Origin of the sequence: Nitrincola lacisaponensis (assembly GCF_000691225.1) — a bacterium.
GTDB classification, from domain to species: domain Bacteria; phylum Pseudomonadota; class Gammaproteobacteria; order Pseudomonadales; family Balneatricaceae; genus Nitrincola; species Nitrincola lacisaponensis.
In genome coordinates this window covers 64,092-83,457 of record NZ_JMSZ01000010.1, presented here as the reverse complement: position 1 = coordinate 83,457, position 19,366 = coordinate 64,092, and the positions used below count along the sequence as shown (strand labels likewise).

General features: G+C 54.1%; 22 protein-coding genes, 4 tRNA genes, 1 other RNA gene and 1 pseudogene. 5 read left to right on the top strand and 23 right to left on the bottom strand.

What is annotated here, in order from left to right; translation table 11 throughout:
* From ADINL_RS16320 to ADINL_RS02100, 14 genes and pseudogenes are all read right to left on the bottom strand, one after another.
* Positions 1-77 (bottom strand): annotated as a pseudogene (locus ADINL_RS16320) (GTP-binding protein); the annotation flags it as partial.
* A gap of 88 nt (positions 78-165) precedes the next feature.
* A tRNA-Thr gene (locus tag ADINL_RS02155) sits at positions 166-240 on the bottom strand.
* A gap of 6 nt (positions 241-246) precedes the next feature.
* Positions 247-321, bottom strand: a tRNA-Gly gene (locus ADINL_RS02150).
* Between the two features lie 20 nt (positions 322-341).
* Positions 342-425 (bottom strand) — tRNA-Tyr (locus ADINL_RS02145).
* A 19-nt stretch (positions 426-444) separates the two neighbouring features.
* Positions 445-520 (bottom strand) — tRNA-Thr (locus tag ADINL_RS02140).
* Between the two features lie 82 nt (positions 521-602).
* Entirely contained in the window at positions 603-779 is a 177-nt protein-coding gene (locus tag ADINL_RS16420; protein WP_161667721.1) for a hypothetical protein, read from the bottom strand.
* Positions 764-1,507 (bottom strand): type III pantothenate kinase, encoded by a 744-nt coding sequence (locus ADINL_RS02135; protein ID WP_036543413.1) that lies wholly within the window; start codon positions 1,505-1,507, stop codon positions 764-766. The genes ADINL_RS16420 and ADINL_RS02135 overlap by 16 nt, the downstream gene beginning before the upstream one ends.
* Positions 1,508-1,512: 5 nt before the next feature.
* Positions 1,513-2,484, bottom strand: a complete 972-nt coding sequence (gene birA, locus ADINL_RS02130) for a bifunctional biotin--[acetyl-CoA-carboxylase] ligase/biotin operon repressor BirA (protein ID WP_036543409.1) — start codon at positions 2,482-2,484, stop codon at positions 1,513-1,515.
* Complete coding sequence (locus tag ADINL_RS02125) at positions 2,481-3,005, bottom strand: dihydrofolate reductase (RefSeq protein WP_036543406.1); 525 nt, start codon at positions 3,003-3,005, stop codon at positions 2,481-2,483. The genes birA and ADINL_RS02125 overlap by 4 nt, the downstream gene beginning before the upstream one ends.
* A gap of 8 nt (positions 3,006-3,013) precedes the next feature.
* Positions 3,014-3,856 (bottom strand): thymidylate synthase, encoded by an 843-nt coding sequence (locus tag ADINL_RS02120; RefSeq protein ID WP_036543404.1) that lies wholly within the window; start codon positions 3,854-3,856, stop codon positions 3,014-3,016.
* A gap of 28 nt (positions 3,857-3,884) precedes the next feature.
* Positions 3,885-4,673 carry a prolipoprotein diacylglyceryl transferase gene (gene lgt, locus ADINL_RS02115; protein WP_036543401.1) on the bottom strand — a complete coding sequence of 263 codons (789 nt, stop codon included), beginning with the start codon at positions 4,671-4,673 and terminating at the stop codon, positions 3,885-3,887.
* A 10-nt stretch (positions 4,674-4,683) separates the two neighbouring features.
* Entirely contained in the window at positions 4,684-5,481 is a 798-nt protein-coding gene (locus ADINL_RS02110; protein ID WP_193364956.1) for a sulfite exporter TauE/SafE family protein, read from the bottom strand.
* A 9-nt stretch (positions 5,482-5,490) separates the two neighbouring features.
* Positions 5,491-7,800, bottom strand: coding sequence for a phosphoenolpyruvate--protein phosphotransferase (gene ptsP, locus ADINL_RS02105; protein ID WP_239644315.1), 2,310 nt, complete (start codon positions 7,798-7,800; stop codon positions 5,491-5,493).
* Between the two features lie 37 nt (positions 7,801-7,837).
* On the bottom strand, positions 7,838-8,320 hold the full coding sequence (locus ADINL_RS02100) for an RNA pyrophosphohydrolase (RefSeq protein ID WP_036543400.1): 483 nt from the start codon (positions 8,318-8,320) through the stop codon (positions 7,838-7,840).
* A 145-nt stretch (positions 8,321-8,465) separates the two neighbouring features.
* Here ADINL_RS02100 and ADINL_RS02095 point away from each other — a divergent pair, with 145 nt between their 5' ends.
* Positions 8,466-9,122, top strand: coding sequence for a histidinol-phosphatase (locus tag ADINL_RS02095; RefSeq protein WP_036543399.1), 657 nt, complete (start codon positions 8,466-8,468; stop codon positions 9,120-9,122).
* A gap of 17 nt (positions 9,123-9,139) precedes the next feature.
* Here ADINL_RS02095 and ADINL_RS02090 read toward each other — a convergent pair whose 3' ends face one another.
* The 7 genes from ADINL_RS02090 to ADINL_RS02060 all read right to left on the bottom strand — a co-directional run bounded on the left by ADINL_RS02090 (position 9,140) and on the right by ADINL_RS02060 (position 16,539).
* Positions 9,140-10,336: a class I SAM-dependent rRNA methyltransferase gene (locus tag ADINL_RS02090; protein ID WP_036543397.1), complete on the bottom strand. Its 1,197-nt coding sequence runs from the start codon at positions 10,334-10,336 to the stop codon at positions 9,140-9,142.
* A 75-nt stretch (positions 10,337-10,411) separates the two neighbouring features.
* Positions 10,412-10,804, bottom strand: coding sequence for a glycine cleavage system protein GcvH (gcvH, locus tag ADINL_RS02085; protein ID WP_036543395.1), 393 nt, complete (start codon positions 10,802-10,804; stop codon positions 10,412-10,414).
* Between the two features lie 14 nt (positions 10,805-10,818).
* A complete protein-coding gene (gcvT, locus tag ADINL_RS02080) occupies positions 10,819-11,925 on the bottom strand; it encodes a glycine cleavage system aminomethyltransferase GcvT (RefSeq protein ID WP_036543457.1) in 1,107 nt (368 codons plus the stop codon).
* Between the two features lie 118 nt (positions 11,926-12,043).
* Complete coding sequence (locus ADINL_RS02075) at positions 12,044-13,321, bottom strand: UbiH/UbiF/VisC/COQ6 family ubiquinone biosynthesis hydroxylase (protein WP_036543393.1); 1,278 nt, start codon at positions 13,319-13,321, stop codon at positions 12,044-12,046.
* Between the two features lie 9 nt (positions 13,322-13,330).
* The gene (ubiH, locus tag ADINL_RS02070; RefSeq protein ID WP_036543391.1) at positions 13,331-14,581 is read right to left on the bottom strand and encodes a 2-octaprenyl-6-methoxyphenyl hydroxylase; all 1,251 of its coding nucleotides are present in this window, start codon (positions 14,579-14,581) and stop codon (positions 13,331-13,333) included.
* Between the two features lie 2 nt (positions 14,582-14,583).
* Positions 14,584-15,903, bottom strand: a complete 1,320-nt coding sequence (gene pepP, locus ADINL_RS02065; RefSeq protein ID WP_036543388.1) for a Xaa-Pro aminopeptidase — start codon at positions 15,901-15,903, stop codon at positions 14,584-14,586.
* A 45-nt stretch (positions 15,904-15,948) separates the two neighbouring features.
* Entirely contained in the window at positions 15,949-16,539 is a 591-nt protein-coding gene (locus tag ADINL_RS02060) for a UPF0149 family protein (RefSeq protein ID WP_036543385.1), read from the bottom strand.
* A gap of 142 nt (positions 16,540-16,681) precedes the next feature.
* Between ADINL_RS02060 and ADINL_RS02055 the strand changes: the two genes are divergently transcribed.
* From ADINL_RS02055 to ADINL_RS02045, 4 genes are all read left to right on the top strand, one after another.
* Positions 16,682-16,891 (top strand): TIGR02449 family protein, encoded by a 210-nt coding sequence (locus ADINL_RS02055; RefSeq protein WP_036543382.1) that lies wholly within the window; start codon positions 16,682-16,684, stop codon positions 16,889-16,891.
* Entirely contained in the window at positions 16,888-17,187 is a 300-nt protein-coding gene (locus ADINL_RS02050; RefSeq protein WP_036543380.1) for a cell division protein ZapA, read from the top strand. Before ADINL_RS02055 ends, ADINL_RS02050 begins: the two co-directional genes overlap by 4 nt.
* A gap of 29 nt (positions 17,188-17,216) precedes the next feature.
* Positions 17,217-17,397: non-coding RNA, 6S RNA (gene ssrS, locus ADINL_RS16160), on the top strand.
* Positions 17,398-17,404: 7 nt separating this feature from the next.
* Positions 17,405-18,001 carry a 5-formyltetrahydrofolate cyclo-ligase gene (locus ADINL_RS02045; RefSeq protein WP_036543376.1) on the top strand — a complete coding sequence of 199 codons (597 nt, stop codon included), beginning with the start codon at positions 17,405-17,407 and terminating at the stop codon, positions 17,999-18,001.
* Here ADINL_RS02045 and ADINL_RS16745 read toward each other — a convergent pair.
* Entirely contained in the window at positions 17,991-18,116 is a 126-nt protein-coding gene (locus tag ADINL_RS16745; protein ID WP_275574398.1) for a hypothetical protein, read from the bottom strand. The two genes, ADINL_RS02045 and ADINL_RS16745, sit on opposite strands and share 11 nt — an antisense overlap.
* Positions 18,117-18,368: 252 nt before the next feature.
* Complete coding sequence (locus ADINL_RS02040) at positions 18,369-19,277, bottom strand: AEC family transporter (protein ID WP_036543373.1); 909 nt, start codon at positions 19,275-19,277, stop codon at positions 18,369-18,371.
* Positions 19,278-19,366 lie beyond the last annotated feature (89 nt).

The window sequence follows — 19,366 nt, the reverse complement described above, 5'->3', positions numbered from 1 at the left end:
GTTTTACCGTGGTCAACGTGGCCAATGGTTCCTACGTTGACGTGCGGCTTGTTACGTTCAAAAGCTTTCTTAGCCATATTGAGTTCCCAATTTTTCCGGTTGACCACAGGTCGTTAAATACAACAAAGGGCAGACATATCACTATATCTACCCTTCATAAATAACTGGAGCTCATGGGCGGAATTGAACCGCCGACCTCACCCTTACCAAGGGTGTGCTCTACCCCTGAGCTACATGAGCGAATCTTGGAGCGGGTAGCGGGAATCGAACCCGCCTCTTCAGCTTGGAAGGCTGAGGTAATAGCCACTATACCATACCCGCCGAATTCAGCTGATTGAGGATGGTGGTGGGAGGTGGATTCGAACCACCGAAGCTCTCGCGTCAGATTTACAGTCTGATCCCTTTGGCCACTCGGGAATCCCACCACAACTTCGCCGTATCAACTGGTGCCGGCACCAGGAGTCGAACCCGGGACCTACTGATTACAAGTCAGTTGCTCTACCAACTGAGCTATACCGGCGTAACCGTCGAAGTGGTGCGTATCTTACTGATAGCGATTTGGTGATGCAAGCCTTGTTTGCACTTTTTTTACTTTTTTTAATTCATTCAGCTGTTTGGTCTACTACCGGAGCAATTACAGGCACATCAATCAACTCCACACGAGGCACTGCGGGCAAGGCCGGAGGCTCGGCGTGCAACACTGCCTGGCGCTGCTGCGCATACCAGAAAAACATCAAGGCATTCGCCAGCAACAGCATGACCATTACCCAGCGCCACATAGATCCTGCTCCAGACCCTGCAGCCCATCCAGTACCAGCGTCTCCTGCAGCATCGCTTGCGGACACCATGAGGCAACAAGGGGCGCATCTCCACCGGTCAGCCAGATATGCCGGATATTGCGCGCCCGACAATCCTGTTCAACATATTGCAACAATGCCGCCATCTGATAACGACAGCCATTCTCCACACAGGCCGCTGTGGAATCGCCCGGCACCAATGACCCACCGGTTTCAGTTGTCTGCCAGCGCACACCCGCTGTCTGGCCCAGCAAACTCTGCTGCAACAACCGCAGACCAGGTAAAATATAGCCGCCAAGATGCCAACCCTGCCTGTCCACCAGATCCACCGTCACTGCACTGCCCACATCAATCACACAGAAAGCATCCTGTAACTGTTGCCACACTGCCAGCATTGCCAACCAACGATCAGCACCCATCTGCCGGGGATTTTGATAGGCATTTTTAAGTCCTGACTGTTGATCACGCGCCACAGCTCGCACAACAGGTACAGCCAACGCCTGAAATGCAGTCTGCAGCCAGTGGTCCACTTTATCACCCGCAACTGATACCCAGCGTACCTGCTGCACTCCGGACCAGTCTTCAGGCAACAGCACCCGCCCCTCTCGTACATCCTGTGTCAGCCAGCGCTGCACAGCCTGCGGCCGACCCTGACAGCGTATACGCCATTTAACAAAGGTATTTCCGGCATCTATTTCCAGCACAACCATAGCGGTTAACTCAAGCCTCTGAGAGAGACTTCACCGCCATGCAAGGTTCGCAATTCCTGCTCGGTCTGCAACAGCAACGCACCGGACTCATTCACACCCGCTGCAATGCCAGTCAGGTATGCATCTGCACCGGTTTGCACCCTGACCGGCTGGTGACGAAACACATCTGCTGACATCCATTCATCTCGAAAATGACCAAAACCTTCAGATTCAAACTGACTCAGCACCGGCACCAACTCATTTAACAGCGCCGCCAACAGATCTGTACGCTGAATAGGCACTCCCTGTTGACGCAAGTCAGCCCAAGGCTGATCAATCGCACCACTGACATCATCAGACAAGGCAGCATTGATACCGATACCGATCACCAATTGCGACTCAACGGCGGTATCTCCCGTCACTTCAATCAACACACCCGCCAGCTTTCGCCCCGCAACCAGCAGGTCATTCGGCCATTTAACGCCTACCTGCTGAAAGCCCGCAGCATCCAGCACGCGCTTGAGCGCCAGACCGACCACCAGACTTAAACCTTCCAGCGCAGCCACACCACAACGGAAACGCCAGGCAAGCGAGAAATATAAACCGGACGCAAACGGGCTTACCCAGCGACGGCCACGACGACCACGCCCCTGGGTTTGCTGCTCAGCCATGTATAAAGCACCATGCACACCATGCCGCAAGCCTTCCAGTGCCAGCTCGTTGGTAGAGCCAGTGGTAAGCTGAAGCTGCAGCTGCTCCAGGCGCTGCCGGACCTGTGGCAGCAGCAACGCCTCCAGACGCTGAACATCCAGCAGATCAACCCCGCCCGGTATACGATATCCGCGCCCACGCACACAGTAGACTTCCAGACCCAATTCTTCGAGCGCACGAATCTGCTTCCATACCGCTGTACGGCTGATACCCAGGCACTCACCCAACTCACGGCCGGAGTGGAACTGACCGTCAGCCAGACGTCTTAATAGTTCGTAGCGTGTCACACGACGTCCTCTTTCGCCTGACAGCGTTGATACACCACAAAGCTGTAATCATAGGGATTCGGGCCCTCTGCCGAAAAATCCTGACGCAAAACCGTTTCCCAATCCTGCGGATCTATTTCCGGGAAAAAAGCATCCCCCTCGATCTCTGCATGCACCTGGGTAATATAGAGTCGATCCGCCAGCACCAGTGCCTGCGCATAAATCTCGGCACCCCCTATGACCAGCAACTCTTCAGAGCCATCCACCAACGCCTGCTGCTCAGCCAATTCGAGTGCTTCCTCGAGACTGCCGACGACCCGCGTACCCGGCTGGGTATAGTCAGGATTGCGACTAATGACGATATTGGTGCGTCCAGGTAAAGGCCGACCAATCGACTCATAGGTTTTACGCCCCATCACGATCGGTTTGCCCTGCGTAATACGCTTGAAGTACTTCAAGTCTTCCGACAAATACCAGGGCAGTTTATTACCCCGGCCAATAACCCGGTTCTGCGACTGGGCAACGATAATGGACAACAGCATAAGGCTCCCTACACCGCAATCGGTGCACGTATGGCTGGTTGCGGCTCATAGCCCACCAACTCAAAATCTTCGTATTGATACTCAAACAGGCTTGCTGGTCGACGCAACAGTTTCATCTGCGGCAGAGCCCCCGGTGTACGAGACAGCTGTTCAGCCACAATTGCCGGGTCATTCAAATGATTGCTGTACAGGTGCACATCACCAAAAGTATGCACGAACTCACCCGGCTGCAGGTCACACTGCTGCGCCAGCATCAGGGTCAGTAACGAATAGGATGCAATATTGAACGGTACGCCCAGAAAATAGTCTGCACTGCGCTGATACAGCTGACAGCTTAACCGCCCTTCGGCAACATAAAACTGGAACAGGGTATGACAGGGAGGCAGGGCTGCCTTGCCACGCCGGACATTTTCCTGCGGACTGAGCGACTCATCCGGCAAGTCTGCCGGATTCCAGCCACTGACGATCAGACGCCGGGAATCCGGTTTGGTGCGAATCATCTCGACCAGTTGCGCCATTTGATCTACCGTTGACCCATCCGGGCAGGCCCAGGAGCGCCACTGCTTGCCATACACAGGCCCCAGATCACCATTTTCCAGCGCCCACTCATTCCAGATACTGACACCACGATCCTGCAGCCAGGTGTTATCTGTACTACCGGAAAGAAACCACAGGAGTTCATATATAATCGACTTCAAATGCACTTTCTTGGTCGTTAACAGCGGGAAGCCCTGCTGCAAATCAAAACGCAACTGCCGACCAAAAACCGAACGCGTACCTGTACCTGTTCGATCACCCTTGTCGACACCGTTGTCGATAATATCCTGCATGAGATCCAGATATTGACGCATTAACCTATCACCTTCTGTATCCAGTCAATCACGATAAACCTCTGTTCCGATACGCCAAAAGCAGCATAACCCCACCTGCACAGAGCATCGGCAATGACAGCAACTGCCCCATGGTCAGCCATTCAAACGCAATAAATCCGAGCTGCGCATCCGGCTGGCGAAAGAACTCAACGCCCAGACGGAACACTCCGTATAGTAGCAAAAACAGCCCGGAGACCGCCATGCGAGGGCGTGGCCGGGATGAGAACCACCAGAGCACCACAAACAACACCAGCCCCTCCAGCAACATCTGGTACAGCTGCGAAGGGTGCCGCGCCAAACCATCCTGCGCTGCCGGGAAGATCACCCCCCAGCTCTGATCTGTCGGACGCCCCCAGAGCTCACCACCAATGAAATTCCCCAAACGCCCGGCTCCCAAGCCCACAGGAATTAACGGGGCCACAAAATCGCCCATATCAAAGAGGTTTTTCTGATAGCGGCGCGCAAAAATCACCAGCATGACCAGCACACCGATCAGACCACCATGAAAAGACATCCCGCCCTGCCACACCGCAAACAACCACAAGGGATCCTGGATAAAGTAATCGAAGTTATAAAACAGTACATATCCTGCTCGACCACCCAGCACGACACCGACAGCACCCCAGAAAACCAGGTCAGCCACCTGCTGATCAGTCCAGCCAGAACCCGGTTGTGCTGCACGCCGATTGCCCAGCCACCAGGCAGCTGCAAAACCGATCACGTACATCAGCCCATACCAATGGATTTGAACAGGCCCCAGGTTCAACGCTACAGGGTTTATTGAATGTTCCCACATAATTAGACCACTAGAGATTACTGAACAGGAAACGCAGACCTACCAACAGCAGGAATACCGCAAAACATTTTTTTAACACCGGCTGAGGCAGGCTGTGTGCCCAGCGCGCGCCCAGCTTGGCACAGGGAGCACTGCTGATGATAATGCCCAGGAACGCCGGTAAATACACATAACCGATTGTCCACTCAGGAAGCGCTTCCTGCTCCCAGCCCAACCAGACATTCGTCAAGGTCCCCATCAAGGCAATCGGCAAGCCGCAGGCAGCCGACGTTGCCACCGCCACACGCATTTCCTGGCGTCGCCAGGTCATATAGGGTACTGACAGTGTCCCACCACCAATACCGAAAATAGAGGAAGCCCAGCCAATCACTCCACCCGCACCCGCCAGCTCTTTAGTGCCAGGCGCAGCTGGACTTTGTGGCGGCTGCAAATTGAATCCCATCTGCAATGCCACCAACAGTGCAAAGACACCAAAAATCAGCTGCAAGGTCGGACCAGGCAACAGCACTGCGGTATTCACCCCCAACACTGCTCCGAACAAAATTCCCACTGCCAGAGGCCTGAACAACGACCAGCTCACAGCACCACGCTTATGATGCGCACGTACCGAACTGATCGAGGTCACCAGTATTGTTGCCAGCGAGGTCGCGACGGCCATATGGGTCAGCACCTCAACCGGGAAACCCTGTGCAGCAAAAGTGAAAATTAACACCGGCACGATCAACAGACCGCCACCGATACCAAACAGGCCAGCCGCAACGCCAGCAAATGCCCCCAGCACCAGATACAGGAGCAGTGTCATCAACATAGTGTTTCCTCAGATGGGTGGAATTTTCTGATCCGGAATTGCTGGTCGAGTCAAGCGGGCCAGACCAAAGGCCTTCAGTGACTGACGCAGCTCCTGATGGATCTCTTCTGCATCATGCAACGCCCGCACTGAAAGCAGCAACTGACGTGCACGCGAGAAACTGACATTGCGTATAGCAAATTTAATTTTCGGCAAATTATTGGCATTCACAGACAGCACATCATAGCCCATCGCCATCAGCAGCAGCGCCCCTCCAGGATCTGCAGCAATTTCACCACAAATGGATACCTGTTTGCGTTCTTTATGTGCCTCATGCACGATAAAGTCCAACGCTTTCAGTACCGCAGGATGATAACTGGCATAGAGTCCTGCAACCCGAGGATTGTTTCGATCCACGGCCAACAGATACTGTGTCAGATCGTTCGACCCCACTGAGATAAAATCCACCAGACGGGCAAAACGGCGCGTCTGATAAACCGCCGCAGGCACCTCGATCATCACTCCTACCGGAGGTTTCTTGACCTGATAGCCCTCTTCCTGCAATTCGGTGCAGGCACGATCAATTTGTCGCAAAGCCTCTTCAACTTCACTGGTACTGGTGACCATCGGCAGCATGATACGGAGATTATTCAGCCCTTCTGAGGCACGTAACATGGCACGCACCTGAACCATAAATATTTCAGGATGATCCAACGTCACGCGAATTCCGCGCCACCCAAGAGACGGATTTTCTTCTTCAATCGGGAAGTAGGGCAGCGCCTTGTCACCACCAATATCCAGTGTTCGCATCGTCACCGGTCGTGGCGCAAAGGCTTCCAGCTGTGCCCGGTAGCTTTCAATCTGTTCCTGCTCACTGGGAAAGGAGTCACGAATCATAAACGGGATTTCTGTTCGGTAAAGCCCAATCCCTTCCGCACCCTGCTTCAGAGAACGGGCGACGTCAGCAGACAAGCCGGTATTCACCCAGAGCGGTAAACGATAGCCATCTTTGGTAATGGCTGGCAAATCACGGATTTCACGCAATTCATCAGCCACCACCTGCTCATCAATCACAATACGACTGAAAGACTGTACCAACTCTGCAGAAGGGTTGATGTAGACGCGGCCACTATAACCATCAACGATAACTCGTGCACCATTCAGGCGCCGGTAGGGCAGATCAACCACCCCCATCACCGTCGGAATTCCCATGGAACGTGCCAATATGGCGGCATGAGAGTTACCTGAACCGGCAACAGAAATCAGCCCGGACAGTTTACCCTCCGGCACCATGCCCAGCATCGCTGGCGTCAGCTCATCGGCCAGCAGCACTGCATTCTCAGGATACTCAAGTGGATGATTGGCTGTTTCTTCCTGCAGATGCTGCAACAAGCGCTTACCCAGATCCTTGATATCTGTAGCTCGCTCACTCAGGTAAGGATCATCCATTGCGGAAAAGGCCCGCACATGTTCCAGAATCACCTCACGCAATGCGCCCTGGGCCCAGCGTCCCTGGTCAATCATTGCGCGAATTTCCAGCGGCAGACCGTTATCATCCAGCATGCGCAGATAGACATCGAAAAGTGCCCGTTCATCCTTGCTCAAGCGTCCTGCCAGATTGTCAGCCACCTGACTGATTTCCTCTCGCACTGCGACCAAGGCACGCTCCAGGCGCGCCTTTTCCTGCTGCGGATCTTCTGCCGGACGATCAACCACACTGTTCAGATCTGCTGGCAGCGATGCAACAACTATCTCACCAATCACTACCCCTGCCGCGGCGGCAACACCATCATAACGCAAATCCTGACGCAGCCTTCCGGGGCCACCTGAGGTAGCCTCGGTTTGCATAGCTCCTGTCGCATGGGCATGGGCAATAATACCGGCCAACTGTGCCGACAGGGTCACCAGAAAGGCTTCTTCACTCTCATCAAACCGGCGCTTCTCATGCTGCTGTACGACCAGCACTCCCAGCACCTTGCGCTGATGCATGATCGGCACACCGAGAAAGGCGTGATAACGCTCCTCGCCAGTCACATCGATGTAGTGAAACGCCGGATGACTGAAGGCATCTTCGAGATTGATGGGCTCTGCGCGTTTGGCGACCAGCCCGACGATGCCCTCATCAGGTGACAAGCTGACCTGTCCGACCGCCTCTGCATTCAAACCATGGGTCGCGCGCAGCACATAGCGACCGGTTTCCTGACTGTGCAGAAATACGGAGCAAACCTGTGTCTGCATCGCCTTTCGCACCCGCCCCACCGTGATCGACAGCACAGCGTTCAGATCAGGTGCCGTACTGACATCCTGCACTATCTGTCGCAACACCTTTAGAATGCTCATACCCATCTCACCCGGTTGGATTCTTATTCATTAGCGCTCAGGGCAACACCTTGGACAACTTCGGTGACAACTCCTTCATCGCTTTGCGATACACTTCCCGCTTAAACGAAACCACCTGCCCCAAAGGATACCAATAGCTGACCCACTGCCAACCATCAAACTCCGGCGTATCACTCTGGTCGATGCGTACAGCACTGTCATGGCTGAGCATACGCAACAAGAACCATTTTTGCTTCTGCCCTACACACATTGGCAATGAATGACGACGAATCATGCGCTTGGGCAGTCGATAGCGTAACCAGCCTCGAGTTACTGCCAACAATTCCACATCCTCTGGCAGCAATCCAATTTCTTCTTTTAATTCGCGATACATCGCCTGTTCAGGCGATTCATCCTGGTGAATGCCTCCCTGAGGAAACTGCCAGGCGTCCTGTCCCACTCGACGCGCCCAAAGCACCTGGCCAAGTGAGTTCACCAGAATGATACCAACGTTTGGCCGAAAGCCTTCTGAATCTATCACACTCTACTACCTAATTTATCATTCTGTTGGCTTTTATTGTTCCACAGTTACCGGCCGGGGCAAATAGCCAATCGAGATACATTGCATCAATCACAGCCTTCAGACTAAGCTATCGGGTTTTCAACTCAATGACGGGAGTACTGGCGTGAGACTGGCGATATTTGATCTGGATAATACCCTGCTGAACGGCGATAGCGATCACGCCTGGGGGGAATTTCTCTGCGATCAGGGACTGGTAGACCGCCAAGTCTATCGCGAAGCAAATGACCGCTTTTTGGAGCACTATCAGCAAGGCACTCTGGATATTGAAGAGTTTCTGGGCTTTGCATTACACCCCTTGACCCGCTTTTCTCAAGACACACTCAAGACATTACATCAGCGTTTTATGCAGGAATGCATTGAGCCCATGATGCTGCCCGCGGCCCAGGCACTGCTGGAGCAACATCGTCAGGCAGGGGATTATCTGCTGATCATCACTGCAACCAATGCCTTTATCACCGCGCCTATCGCAGAACGACTGGGCGTAGACGCCATTCTGGCTACAGACCCTGAAATGTCAGAGGGTGAATATACCGGCAAGGTTGCCGGAACACCCTGCTTCCGCGAAGGCAAGGTGATCCGCTTGAATAGCTGGCTGGCTGAATCCGGACATTCGCTGACAGGCAGCTATTTCTACAGTGATTCCTATAATGACCTGCCACTGCTGGAAGTGGTGGACAACCCGGTCGCCGTCAACCCAGATGCCAAGCTGCTCAGCACTGCTGAGGCACGCAACTGGCCGGTGCTGGACCTGCGCAGCTGAACAACTGACTGGGCCACTTAGCTGGCGGGCAGCACTCGCAGGAAACAGGCTTTCAGATACTCGGTCTCAGGGATCGCCGGATGCACCGGATGGTCGGCACCCTGATGCCCCTGGATGAACAGCTGCCCGCTCCGGTCCAGTTCACGTGTGTTACCACGCAGGATATCCACCAGACTGTCACGCGTCAGGTGCATTGAACAGGAACCGGCAATCAGCACACCCTCTTTGGCCAGCAGGCGCATGGCAAAGTTATTAATACGCGAATAGGCACGCTCACCATTACGGATATCCTTGCGACGCTGAATGAAGGCAGGCGGATCGGTAATCACCAGATCAAACTTTTCTCCTTCTGCGATCAACGCTTTACAGATATCGAATGCATCACCTCTCAGGCCTTTGAAACGCATCTCGCCCTGATTCAGACGGGCATTTTCAGCCGCGACATCCAGTGCCGTCTGGGAGGCATCCACACAAACCACCTCCGACGCACCAGCGGCGAGCGCCTGAGCACCCCAGCCACCCACATAACTGAACAGGTCCAATACACGCTTGCCTTTTACCAGCTGCATCATCCGTGCACGGTTATCACGGTGATCGTAAAACCAGCCGGTTTTCTGTCCATCCAGCACGGGCGCCACCAGACGCACACCGTTCTCTTCCAGCGGCGCCAGCTCAGGCACTTCTCCTTGAAGCACCTCGATGTAGCTGTCCAGCCCTTCCATCGCACGCATCTTGCCATCATTACGAAACAGGATGGCCTGCGGCTGAAACACCTTGTTCAGGGCTTCAACAATTGCATCCCGTACAGCCTCCATCCCGGCGGTTGAGATCTGCACGACAAACAGATCAAAAAAGCGGTCAATAACCAGCCCCGGCAAACCATCCGATTCGCCGTATACCAGCCGGTAACAGGGGGCCGAAAAATGCATTTCACGCAACCCAAGGGCCACTTTCAGGCGATGCACCAACAGGGAGCGGTCCAGCGGATAACGAATGTCGCGACTCACCAGGCGCCCACAGATCAGGTTTGCCGGATTCACATAGGCAATTCCCAGCGCCTTGCCCCGAGCATCCTGCACAACCACCTGCTCACCGGCAACATACTGCTTCAGCGGTGACTGACGGGTATCGATTTCATTGCTGTAAATCCACAGATGCCCGGCTTTAAGCCGCCGTTCTGAACCTGGGTTAAGCGTGATTGACTGAAAATTCATCTGATCTTGTTATCCAATAAAGACGACCCCGGCAGTTGCCGGGGTTCGGGGTGTCACCTGTGGATCAAGCGGGTATCAGCTCTCTGATTCACAATGCTCGGCATAGCCGTCTGCATCCAGCAAGTCAGTCAGTTCATCCGCGTCACTCAGGCGCAAACGGATAAACCAGCCATCGCCATAAGGATCGCTATTGACCAGCTCCGGAGACTCCTCCAGATCCTCATTCACAGCGATCACTTCACCGGTCAAAGGTGCATAGACATCGGAAGCCGCCTTGACGGACTCAACGACACCCATATCATCCCCTGCGGAGACCTGGTCACCCACTTCGGGCAATTCAACAAATACAACGTCACCCAGCAGGTCCTGAGCATGATCAGTGATACCGATGGTAACGGTGCCGTCACCTTCATCACGGATCCACTCATGGCTGGCAACGTAGCGGAGTTCATTTGGAATATTGCTCATGTTTTCCTACCTGTTCAGGAATAGACTTTTTGACCCTGACGGACAAACGGCGGTCGAACAACCCGCACGCTGACCCGCTTACCACGCATTTCGACCTCTGCCTCAGCGCCTGTTGCAGAGGACACCCTTGCTAAGGCTACAGCATAGCCCAGCGTGGGTGAAAAACCACCACTGGTGATCTCCCCTGCCACTGCATCATCAACGATCACACTCTGACCATGACGCAGCACGCCTTTACCTGTTTCCATCGCCAACCCTACCAGCTTACTGGCAGGCCCGGCTGCCCGCTCAGCCTCAAGCGGCGCACGGCCCACAAAGAAACGATCCGACGGTTCCCAGGCAACCACCCAGCCCATGTTGGACACCAGCGGGCTGACCGTTTCATCCATATCCTGACCATAGAGGTTCATGCCAGCTTCCAGGCGCAGAGTATCACGCGCACCCAGTCCACAGGGCGCTACGCCAGCTTCTGCCAATACCTGCCAGAACGCCTCGGCTTCCTCTTCAGGCAGCATGATTTCCAGACCATCTTCACCGGTATAGCCGGTGCGGGCAATAAACCAGCCTTCACTCTCCTGTCCCTGGAAAATAGCCAGACCGTCAATCAGGCTCTGACGATAGGGGCTGACAACCGATTTGACCCGTTGCAGGGCCTCAGGACCCTGAATCGCGATCATCGCCAAATCCGGCTGCTCGGTCAGTGCCACATCCATCTTCATCACCTGATCTGACATCCAGCGCAGATCTTTTTCCCGGGTAGCGCAATTCACCACGACACGATACCACTCGCCGGAGACATCCGGTTCGGTCATTAAATAGACGATCAAATCATCAATAACGCCACCCTGCTCATTCAGCATGCCGCTGTAAAGGGCCTTGCCCTTCTGCTTCAGGCGCGCAACATCATTACAGAGCAAACGACGCAGATACTCACGTGCATCGGAACCAGTGATATCTACTACGGTCATGTGGGAGACATCGAACATACCGGATTCACGACGAACACGGTGATGCTCTTCAACCTGAGAGCCGTAATGCAGCGGCATATCCCAGCCGCCAAAGTCGACAATTTTGGCTCCCATGGCGAGGTGCTGAGGGTAAAGAACAGTTTTATTGCCCATAGGAAAGCTCATCTCTGCAACATTCAGTGCGCTGACAGATGACACTTGGCGCCTGAATGCAAAAAAAGGGAACCTAATGTAGCGACAAACTGTGATCAGTTCAATGCCTGATCAGGGTTTAACGCACCGAAAGGTTGCGCCTTGCCAAACGAGGCAGATCACCCCGGGTTCCCATCGCCATCATCGCCAAATGATTTTTGACCGGCGACAGGCGATCCACCAGATTCATACCGCTGCTGCGCAACAGACGCAGGGGCGCAGGACGCTCGCCGAATAAACGCCGGAACAGCTCCATCGTTGCCGACATACGTAAATTATCACTACGGCGCAAGCGCTGGTAACGACGCAACATGTCCAGACTACCGAGCAACAACTGCTGCTGATGTGCCTCAATGAGCACGTCAGCCAAGGCCGCAACATCCAGGAAGCCCAGATTGACACCTTGCCCCGCCAGGGGATGAATGGTGTGGGCCGCGTCGCCAGCCAGTGCCACACCAGGCACCACATATTGATGGGCATGTCGCTGACGCAGATTAATCGCATGACGGGGATCGGTACTCAGCACTTGCCCCAGACAACCGTCTGCCGCCCGGGTCAGGGCTGCACAGAACGCCTCATCTGTTTCAGCCATCAGTGCCTGGGCATGAGCAGGCGAGGTGGACCAGACAATCGACACCAGATGCGCATCGGCTCCCGATGCCAGCGGCAAAAATGCCAGCGGCCCGTCTTCGGTGAAACGCTGCCAGCACTGAGCACCATGCGGTTTCTCGGTGCGTACAGTAGTCACTATGGCATGATGACCGTAATCCCAGGCAGTAGCCGCAATACCTGCCAGCTGCCGCGTCCGGGACTCCGCACCATCTGCACCAATTAATAAGGGTGCATAGAGCTGCTGTTGATTACTCAGGGTCAGGACACGCCCACCCTGCGCATCAGGCGCCGACAACCCGGTCATCTGCACACCACAGCAGAAACGGATACCCGGTTGCTGTAATGCACACTGATAGAGCGCCGCCAGCGTGACCCGGTTTTCAACAATGTGCCCAAGACAGGGCTCATGCAATTCTGCAGCGCTGAAACTGATCTTGCCGGCACTCAAACCGTCCCACACCTGCATGCCGATATAGGGTGTTACACGCCAGGACTGCATCAACGGCCAGGCTCCTGCCTGCTCCAGCACGGCCTGAGATGCCAGTGTCAGTGCGCTGACACGTGGGTCGAATCCTGATTGAAGCGCATCAGGTAACTGCTCCAGCAGCTGCTCAGGCGACTCCTGCCGCGCTTCCAGAATCACCACCTGTAATCCCGCCTGCGCCAAGAGTACCGCCAGTGCGGTACCCACCATCCCGGCTCCGTTAATCACCACATCCGGCTGCAACGTTGTATTCTGGTTCATGTCGACTCCTTAACGGGGTAACTGCAGGGCAGGAGAATCCAACCCCATCGCTGCGCGTGCAAACAGTGTTTTGGCCAGAGGACACAGATCCAATGCCTGCAATCCTATCGAACGCCCCAGACCCAGCACCGGATTGGCATTGGAGAAAAGGCGCATGGTCCGATCACTGAACGCAATGGTACGTTGCTGATCGACACGACGCTGCTGCTCATAGCGCTGCAGACGTGACAGATCACCCAATGCAACACCCTGCTGCCTGGACTCAATCAAATTTTCTGCCAGATCCGTGACACCGCGCAGCGCCAGGTTATAGCCCTGCCCGGCAATCGGATGCAGTGCATGCGCTGCATTACCCAATACCACCAATCCGCCACGCACCTGTTCCTGCGCCAGCGTCAGTTTCAGTGGATAATGATAACGCTGACCCACCCGGATAAAACGCCCAGCACGATAGCCAAACACCTGCTGCAGTTCAGCCAGAAAGGCCCGGTCATCCAGTGCCAACACCTCACCGATCGCATCGTCAGGCAAGGTCCAGACCAGTCCACAACGCGACTCACCCTGCAGGGTTTCTCCAGGTAGCAGCGCCATGGGGCCACGTTCGGTAAAACGCTCATAGGCAACCTGCCCATGTGGCCGATCCAGACTGACATTGGCCACCAGCGCCTGCTGATGATATGACTGCTCGTCACAGACAATCCCCAGACTTTCACGCAAGCCTGAGCGACCACCGTCTGCCAACACAATCAGCTCGGCACTGATAGCGTGAGACTGTCCGGCAAAGTCAACCATCAGCTCAGCACCTGTCGTTGTCGGTGACACACTGGAGACCGACGCCGGGCAGAGCAGATCTACACAACCACTGCTGTCCTGCTGGATATGCTCCAGCAATACCTGGCCCAACCAATGGTTCTCAACCACATAACCCAGCGCACTGACACCCTCCGCTTCGGCATGCAAACGCGTGACGCCAAATCGGCCGCGGTCAGACACATGGATGTGTTCAATAGGGGTGAGATGTTCAACCAGCCTGTCCCACACACCCGTAGCCTGATAAAAACTGCGGACACCGTAAGCCAGTGCGGTTGAGCGCGCATCATAACTCGGCTGAAACGGCTGGCCTTCCTGAGTCGGCAATGCCTGCTGTTCAATCAGCGCAATGCTCAGCGACAGACGCCTGGCGACGGGCAACAATGCACAGACCAGGCTGGCACCTACCATACCGCCACCTACAATCACCAGGTCGTAATGCGCTTTCATGCTCAGTCTCCTGCCTGCATCAGTGCCTCAATAGCCTCAATCGATTTAGGTACAGCATCGGTCAACACTTGATGTCCTGTTTCGGTGACCAGCACATCATCTTCAATACGGATACCTATACCGCGCCAGCAGGCATCCACTTGAAGATTATCAGGTGCTACGTACAAGCCCGGCTCAACAGTCATCACCATCCCCGCGGCCAGAGGACGCCACTGGCCTTGCAGCTTGTAACGTCCAACATCATGTACATCCATACCCAGCCAGTGACCGATACGATGCATGTAGAAGGGTTTATAGGCTTCCGTACGAATCAGGTTTTCCAGATCCCCTTGCAACAACCCCAACTTGAGCAGTCCCTGAGTCAGCAGGCGGATTGACAGCTCATGAATATCGCCCCAGGGCACCCCCGGTCGAATCGCATCAATACAGGCCAGCTGTGCATCCAGAACCACTTGATACAGCGCACGCTGAGGCTCGGTAAAACGACCAGAGACCGGAAAGGTACGGGTAATATCACTGGCATAGCAATCCAGTTCACAACCCGCATCGATCAATACCAGATCATCTGCCTTAAGCTCGGCATTATTGTCGATATAATGCAGAATACAGGCATTCGCACCACCACCAACAATCGGGGAGTAAGCCTGAAAGCGCGCACCCGACATGGCACAATGCTGCTGAATAATGGCCTCCAGCTGATATTCATACATACCTGGTCGACAGCGCTGCATTGCCAGGCTGTGCGCCTCTGCCGAGAGCGTGGCGGCGCGCTGCATGATCTCAACCTCAGCCGCATCCTTGAACAGTCGCATTTCATGCAGCCAGTTATCCAGCAACAAAACCTGCTCGGGTAACACCATCCCTTGTCTGACACCGGTACGCAGAGTCGTCAGCCAACGGTTGACTCGGGCATCCAGCTCCGAATAGCTGCCCTGGGCATAACACAGCGCCTGACGACCATTGATCAACCCCGGCATCAGCTCATCCAGCTGCGCCAGTACAAAGGCCTGATCCACACCATAGTCAGCTACACAGCCCTCAGGTCCGGCTCGATAGCCGGTCCAGATTTCCATTGCTGGATCCCGTGGCGGACAAAACAGGATGGACTGACCTTCTGCTCGACCCGGTATCAAAACCAACAGGGCATCCGGCTCATTAAAGCCGGTCAGATAGTAGAAATCACTGTCTTGCCGAAATGCGTATTCGGCATCCCGGTTGCGGGTCTTCAACGATGCGGCGGGCACCAGTGCAATACTGCCAGCAGGCAGCTGCTGAATCAGGGTGTCACGACGTTGCTTGTAATGCTGCATGTTCAGTTTCATGCGTTCCTCTATTCTGTCAGGTCAATCAATCCTGGCTCGCAGGCGTCAGTGCAAACGTTTACGCATCGCTTCCGGATCAGGTTCGCTCCCCGGATTACACTCGGCAAACATATACAAGGCTGCCATCCGCACATATTCCTGCAGTTCCAGCAAACCCGCTTCATCATCGTCATTCAGCTCAGCCGGATCACTCGACACCTGGGCTATTTCGGAGAAATCCTGCAACCCTTCTCGCAGGGTATCCGACATAGAGTGATCACCCAGATACATCCCGAACCCAGCCAGAAAACCACTGCACCAGCTACTCAGCGCATCGACACGCTGACTGATGGCCTGATCATCGTCTGGCAACAGCAACCTGAATCCCAGCTCTTCATCCTGGAGTTGCGACAAGGTCACTTGATAGAGTTCAAGCAGTGCCAGCTGACTGCCTTCCTGCTCCAGATGCCCCACATTCATCAGTTCACACAGCACCCGTAACAGAGTATCGCTGTCAAACCGCGCACCGGCAGATAACTGCCCGGTCATCAGACCATGCAGCTCGGCCGGAGACAGAGTCAACACCCCTTCACTGATCATCAGGTCGGCCACTGCGTCAAAGCCTGGCAATTCAGGCAGCGTTTTTTCTACAGACATGTCAATATCCAATCGAGAAATCAATCATTCATTAGCAGGCTATGCTAGCATTTACTCCAGAGGGTATGAATAGCCTGCTGCATTGACCGGTTGATGCAGGCTGTTAATATACAGAACGATAGCGGTCAGGAAGCACCCGGACATGAGTGAACATCTATTCAATGCACTGGAACACAAGGTCGACCAACTGATCGATCGATTGAACGCGCTGGAGACAGAAAATCGGCGTCTGCGTGAGGCCGAGCAGCGCCTCAAAGAGGAGCGCACCCAATTGCTACAAATTAATACGCAAACCCAGAGTAAAATTGAAGCGATGATTTCCCGGTTAAAATCCCTGGAGCATGGATCATGACCTCAGCGCGCAGCGTCACTGTCAGACTACTCGACAAGGAATATACAATCAGCTGCCCGGATGGCGCAGAAGCAGAACTGCTGGCATCCGCTGACTATCTGAATGATAAAATGCGGGAAATCCGCAGTACCGGCAAAATTGTGGGGCTGGAACGTATTGCTGTCATGGCTGCACTGAACATGTCACATGAACTGTTGAAGTCCAAAGAGCACAACCGACATACTATCGAAGACCAGCTACGACGTATCGGTGCCAAAATTGATCATTCACTGCAACGTATCGACCGGGATGACTGACAAACACGACCAATCTGTTATAATGAAGTTGTCTTCTGGGGTGTTCGAGAGCTGGTTAAGTCCCTCGAGCCTATATCTTTCTACATGGGTGCGTCCCTCTGGTGTTGTGTGCATGTCCGCTCGACGGAAAGCCTGATATATCGGAAAACGCGCCCTCTCTGAACCTCACGGTTCAGGGCCAGAATCAGTAAACGGCACTCTGGGAGACCCTGTCAGCATGCCAACCACCCGCCAGCAATTGCGCCGCAATATCCGTCAGCAACGCCGCCAGCTCAGTCCCGCTGTACAACGTCGCCACGCGCTTCTGATGCAACAACAGATTTGCCAGACACTCTGGTTTCGCCAAGCCAGGCATATTGCGCTATATCTTCCCAGTGATGGTGAAATCAGTCCGGAGCCCCTGATCCAGCTCTGCTGGAAGCTCAAGAAGACTGTCTATCTCCCGGTCCTGCATCCGATCCTGCATAATCGCCTCTGGTTTCTGCCTTATCATGCGCACTCACCCATGCGTCTGAACAGCTACAAAATTCGTGAGCCACGTCTGCTTAAAGCACCAAGAAGACCGGCCTGGGCACTGGATCTGGTATGTCTACCGCTGGTAGCGTTTGACTCAGAGGGGGGAAGACTGGGAATGGGTGGCGGCTACTATGACCGTACTTTCAACTTCAAACTGAAATCACAAGGTATAAAAGGACCAAAGCTGGTTGGCCTGGCACATGCGTTGCAACAAGTAGACAAACTACCCCTGGAGAACTGGGACGTTCCCTTGACGGGTATTGCAACTGAAAAACAGATTTTCAGTTTTAACTGTTAAATACCTGCTGTACAACAGAAGCAAACTCTATACCGCTTTGAGACACGCCGGTCATCACCGTGCCCACCACGAAAACCAGTACCAATACCAGTACCAGATCAGGACTCCTTCTCATCGTGTGATCTCTTTTGCTTATTATACATTGCAGTACCCGGCATCGCCGGAGGGACTCTAACGTGTGTTCGCCACTACTTTGGTAGTTAGTGTTTCACAAATGAAAAATATTTCAAGTCTATGACAGATTTTTTTTCATTCTTTAACACCATGTTGTATGGCAGACTTAACTTCAAATCTGAAGCTAAATCGCTATTTTATTGATTTTAATATAACAAATTGGAATTTTAGTCGACCACAGTAAGAGCCGCCCTTACAGCAACAGAGCCAGCCACAACGGGATGGTCAGCATGGATATCAAGGTCTGCGCCGTGATAATCGCCGCCATCAGGGGCGCATCCCCTCCCAACTGACGTGCCAGAATATACGCAGATGTCGCGGTCGGAATACTGGCAAAAATAATCAGCGTGCCCTGCGCCATCGCAGACAGCCCGAAGATCCAGCCAATCCCCCAGGCCATCAACGGAAACAGCATCAATTTAATCAGGATCGAAAACAGCAGTCCCTGACCAGAACGGCGCAAGGCTGCCAGATTCAGCGCTGCCCCCACCGACAACAGCCCCAGAGGGAGTGCCATTTGCGATAACAGCACAAAGAATGGTTGCATCAGGGTTGGCAATCCCCCAGCCATATTCAGCAGAATACCCACCAAACAGGCCAATATCAGCGGATTAGTCAGTAGCGTACGCAGCACGCCCAACAGACCTGGCCGCTGCGCGGAGTGCTGCGCAAACACCAGCACACACAACAGGTTCAACGTCGGAATCATTACTGCCGCAATAACAGCCGCCAAAGCGATGCCTTGAGAACCAAATTGCGCTGCCGAAACAGCCAGCGCCACAAAGGTATTAAAACGCATACTGCCCTGATAAAAAGACGTGAATGCTGGCCCACCCAGTGCCAAAAAGCGCTGCAGCAAATAACAGATCAGGGTACCTGCCGCCAGCAACAGCAACACCGCTAACATCAGGCGCAAGGACTCCTGACCTGACAGGCTGGCCTGACTCAGACTGTGGATCAGCAGGGCTGGAAACAGGAAATAGTAGGTGAGTTTTTCCGCAGGTACCCAGAAACCCTCACCCGGAAAGTGAAAGCGCCGCATCACCGCACCGCATACCAACAACGCAAAAACCGGCCAAAGGACGGTCACAACTGCCAACATAAGACATCAAACCTGCTCAAAGATAAATTTTTGCTTTGACCTATCAGGACCAAAGGTGCAATTGGATATGCATACAAAGTGTGCTTGAA

Excerpts from the sequence above, each read along its gene's own strand:
- ADINL_RS16420 (WP_161667721.1), bottom strand. The coding sequence starts at position 779 with ATGTGGCGCTGGGTAATGGTCATGCTGTTGCTGGCGAATGCCTTGATG.
- ADINL_RS02135 (WP_036543413.1), bottom strand. The coding sequence starts at position 1,507 with ATGGTTGTGCTGGAAATAGATGCCGGAAATACCTTTGTTAAATGGCGT.
- ADINL_RS02125 (WP_036543406.1), bottom strand. The coding sequence starts at position 3,005 with ATGCTGTTGTCCATTATCGTTGCCCAGTCGCAGAACCGGGTTATTGGC.
- ADINL_RS02120 (WP_036543404.1), bottom strand. The coding sequence starts at position 3,856 with ATGCGTCAATATCTGGATCTCATGCAGGATATTATCGACAACGGTGTC.
- lgt (WP_036543401.1), bottom strand. The coding sequence starts at position 4,673 with ATGTGGGAACATTCAATAAACCCTGTAGCGTTGAACCTGGGGCCTGTT.
- ADINL_RS02110 (WP_193364956.1), bottom strand. The coding sequence starts at position 5,481 with ATGTTGATGACACTGCTCCTGTATCTGGTGCTGGGGGCATTTGCTGGC.
- ptsP (WP_239644315.1), bottom strand. The coding sequence starts at position 7,800 with ATGAGCATTCTAAAGGTGTTGCGACAGATAGTGCAGGATGTCAGTACG.
- ADINL_RS02090 (WP_036543397.1), bottom strand. The coding sequence starts at position 10,336 with ATGAATTTTCAGTCAATCACGCTTAACCCAGGTTCAGAACGGCGGCTT.
- gcvH (WP_036543395.1), bottom strand. The coding sequence starts at position 10,804 with ATGAGCAATATTCCAAATGAACTCCGCTACGTTGCCAGCCATGAGTGG.
- gcvT (WP_036543457.1), bottom strand. The coding sequence starts at position 11,925 with ATGGGCAATAAAACTGTTCTTTACCCTCAGCACCTCGCCATGGGAGCC.
- ADINL_RS02075 (WP_036543393.1), bottom strand. The coding sequence starts at position 13,321 with ATGAACCAGAATACAACGTTGCAGCCGGATGTGGTGATTAACGGAGCC.
- ubiH (WP_036543391.1), bottom strand. The coding sequence starts at position 14,581 with ATGAAAGCGCATTACGACCTGGTGATTGTAGGTGGCGGTATGGTAGGT.
- pepP (WP_036543388.1), bottom strand. The coding sequence starts at position 15,903 with ATGAAACTGAACATGCAGCATTACAAGCAACGTCGTGACACCCTGATT.
- ADINL_RS02060 (WP_036543385.1), bottom strand. The coding sequence starts at position 16,539 with ATGTCTGTAGAAAAAACGCTGCCTGAATTGCCAGGCTTTGACGCAGTG.
- ADINL_RS02055 (WP_036543382.1), top strand. The coding sequence starts at position 16,682 with ATGAGTGAACATCTATTCAATGCACTGGAACACAAGGTCGACCAACTG.
- ADINL_RS02050 (WP_036543380.1), top strand. The coding sequence starts at position 16,888 with ATGACCTCAGCGCGCAGCGTCACTGTCAGACTACTCGACAAGGAATAT.
- ADINL_RS02045 (WP_036543376.1), top strand. The coding sequence starts at position 17,405 with ATGCCAACCACCCGCCAGCAATTGCGCCGCAATATCCGTCAGCAACGC.
- ADINL_RS16745 (WP_275574398.1), bottom strand. The coding sequence starts at position 18,116 with ATGAGAAGGAGTCCTGATCTGGTACTGGTATTGGTACTGGTTTTCGTG.
- ADINL_RS02040 (WP_036543373.1), bottom strand. The coding sequence starts at position 19,277 with ATGTTGGCAGTTGTGACCGTCCTTTGGCCGGTTTTTGCGTTGTTGGTA.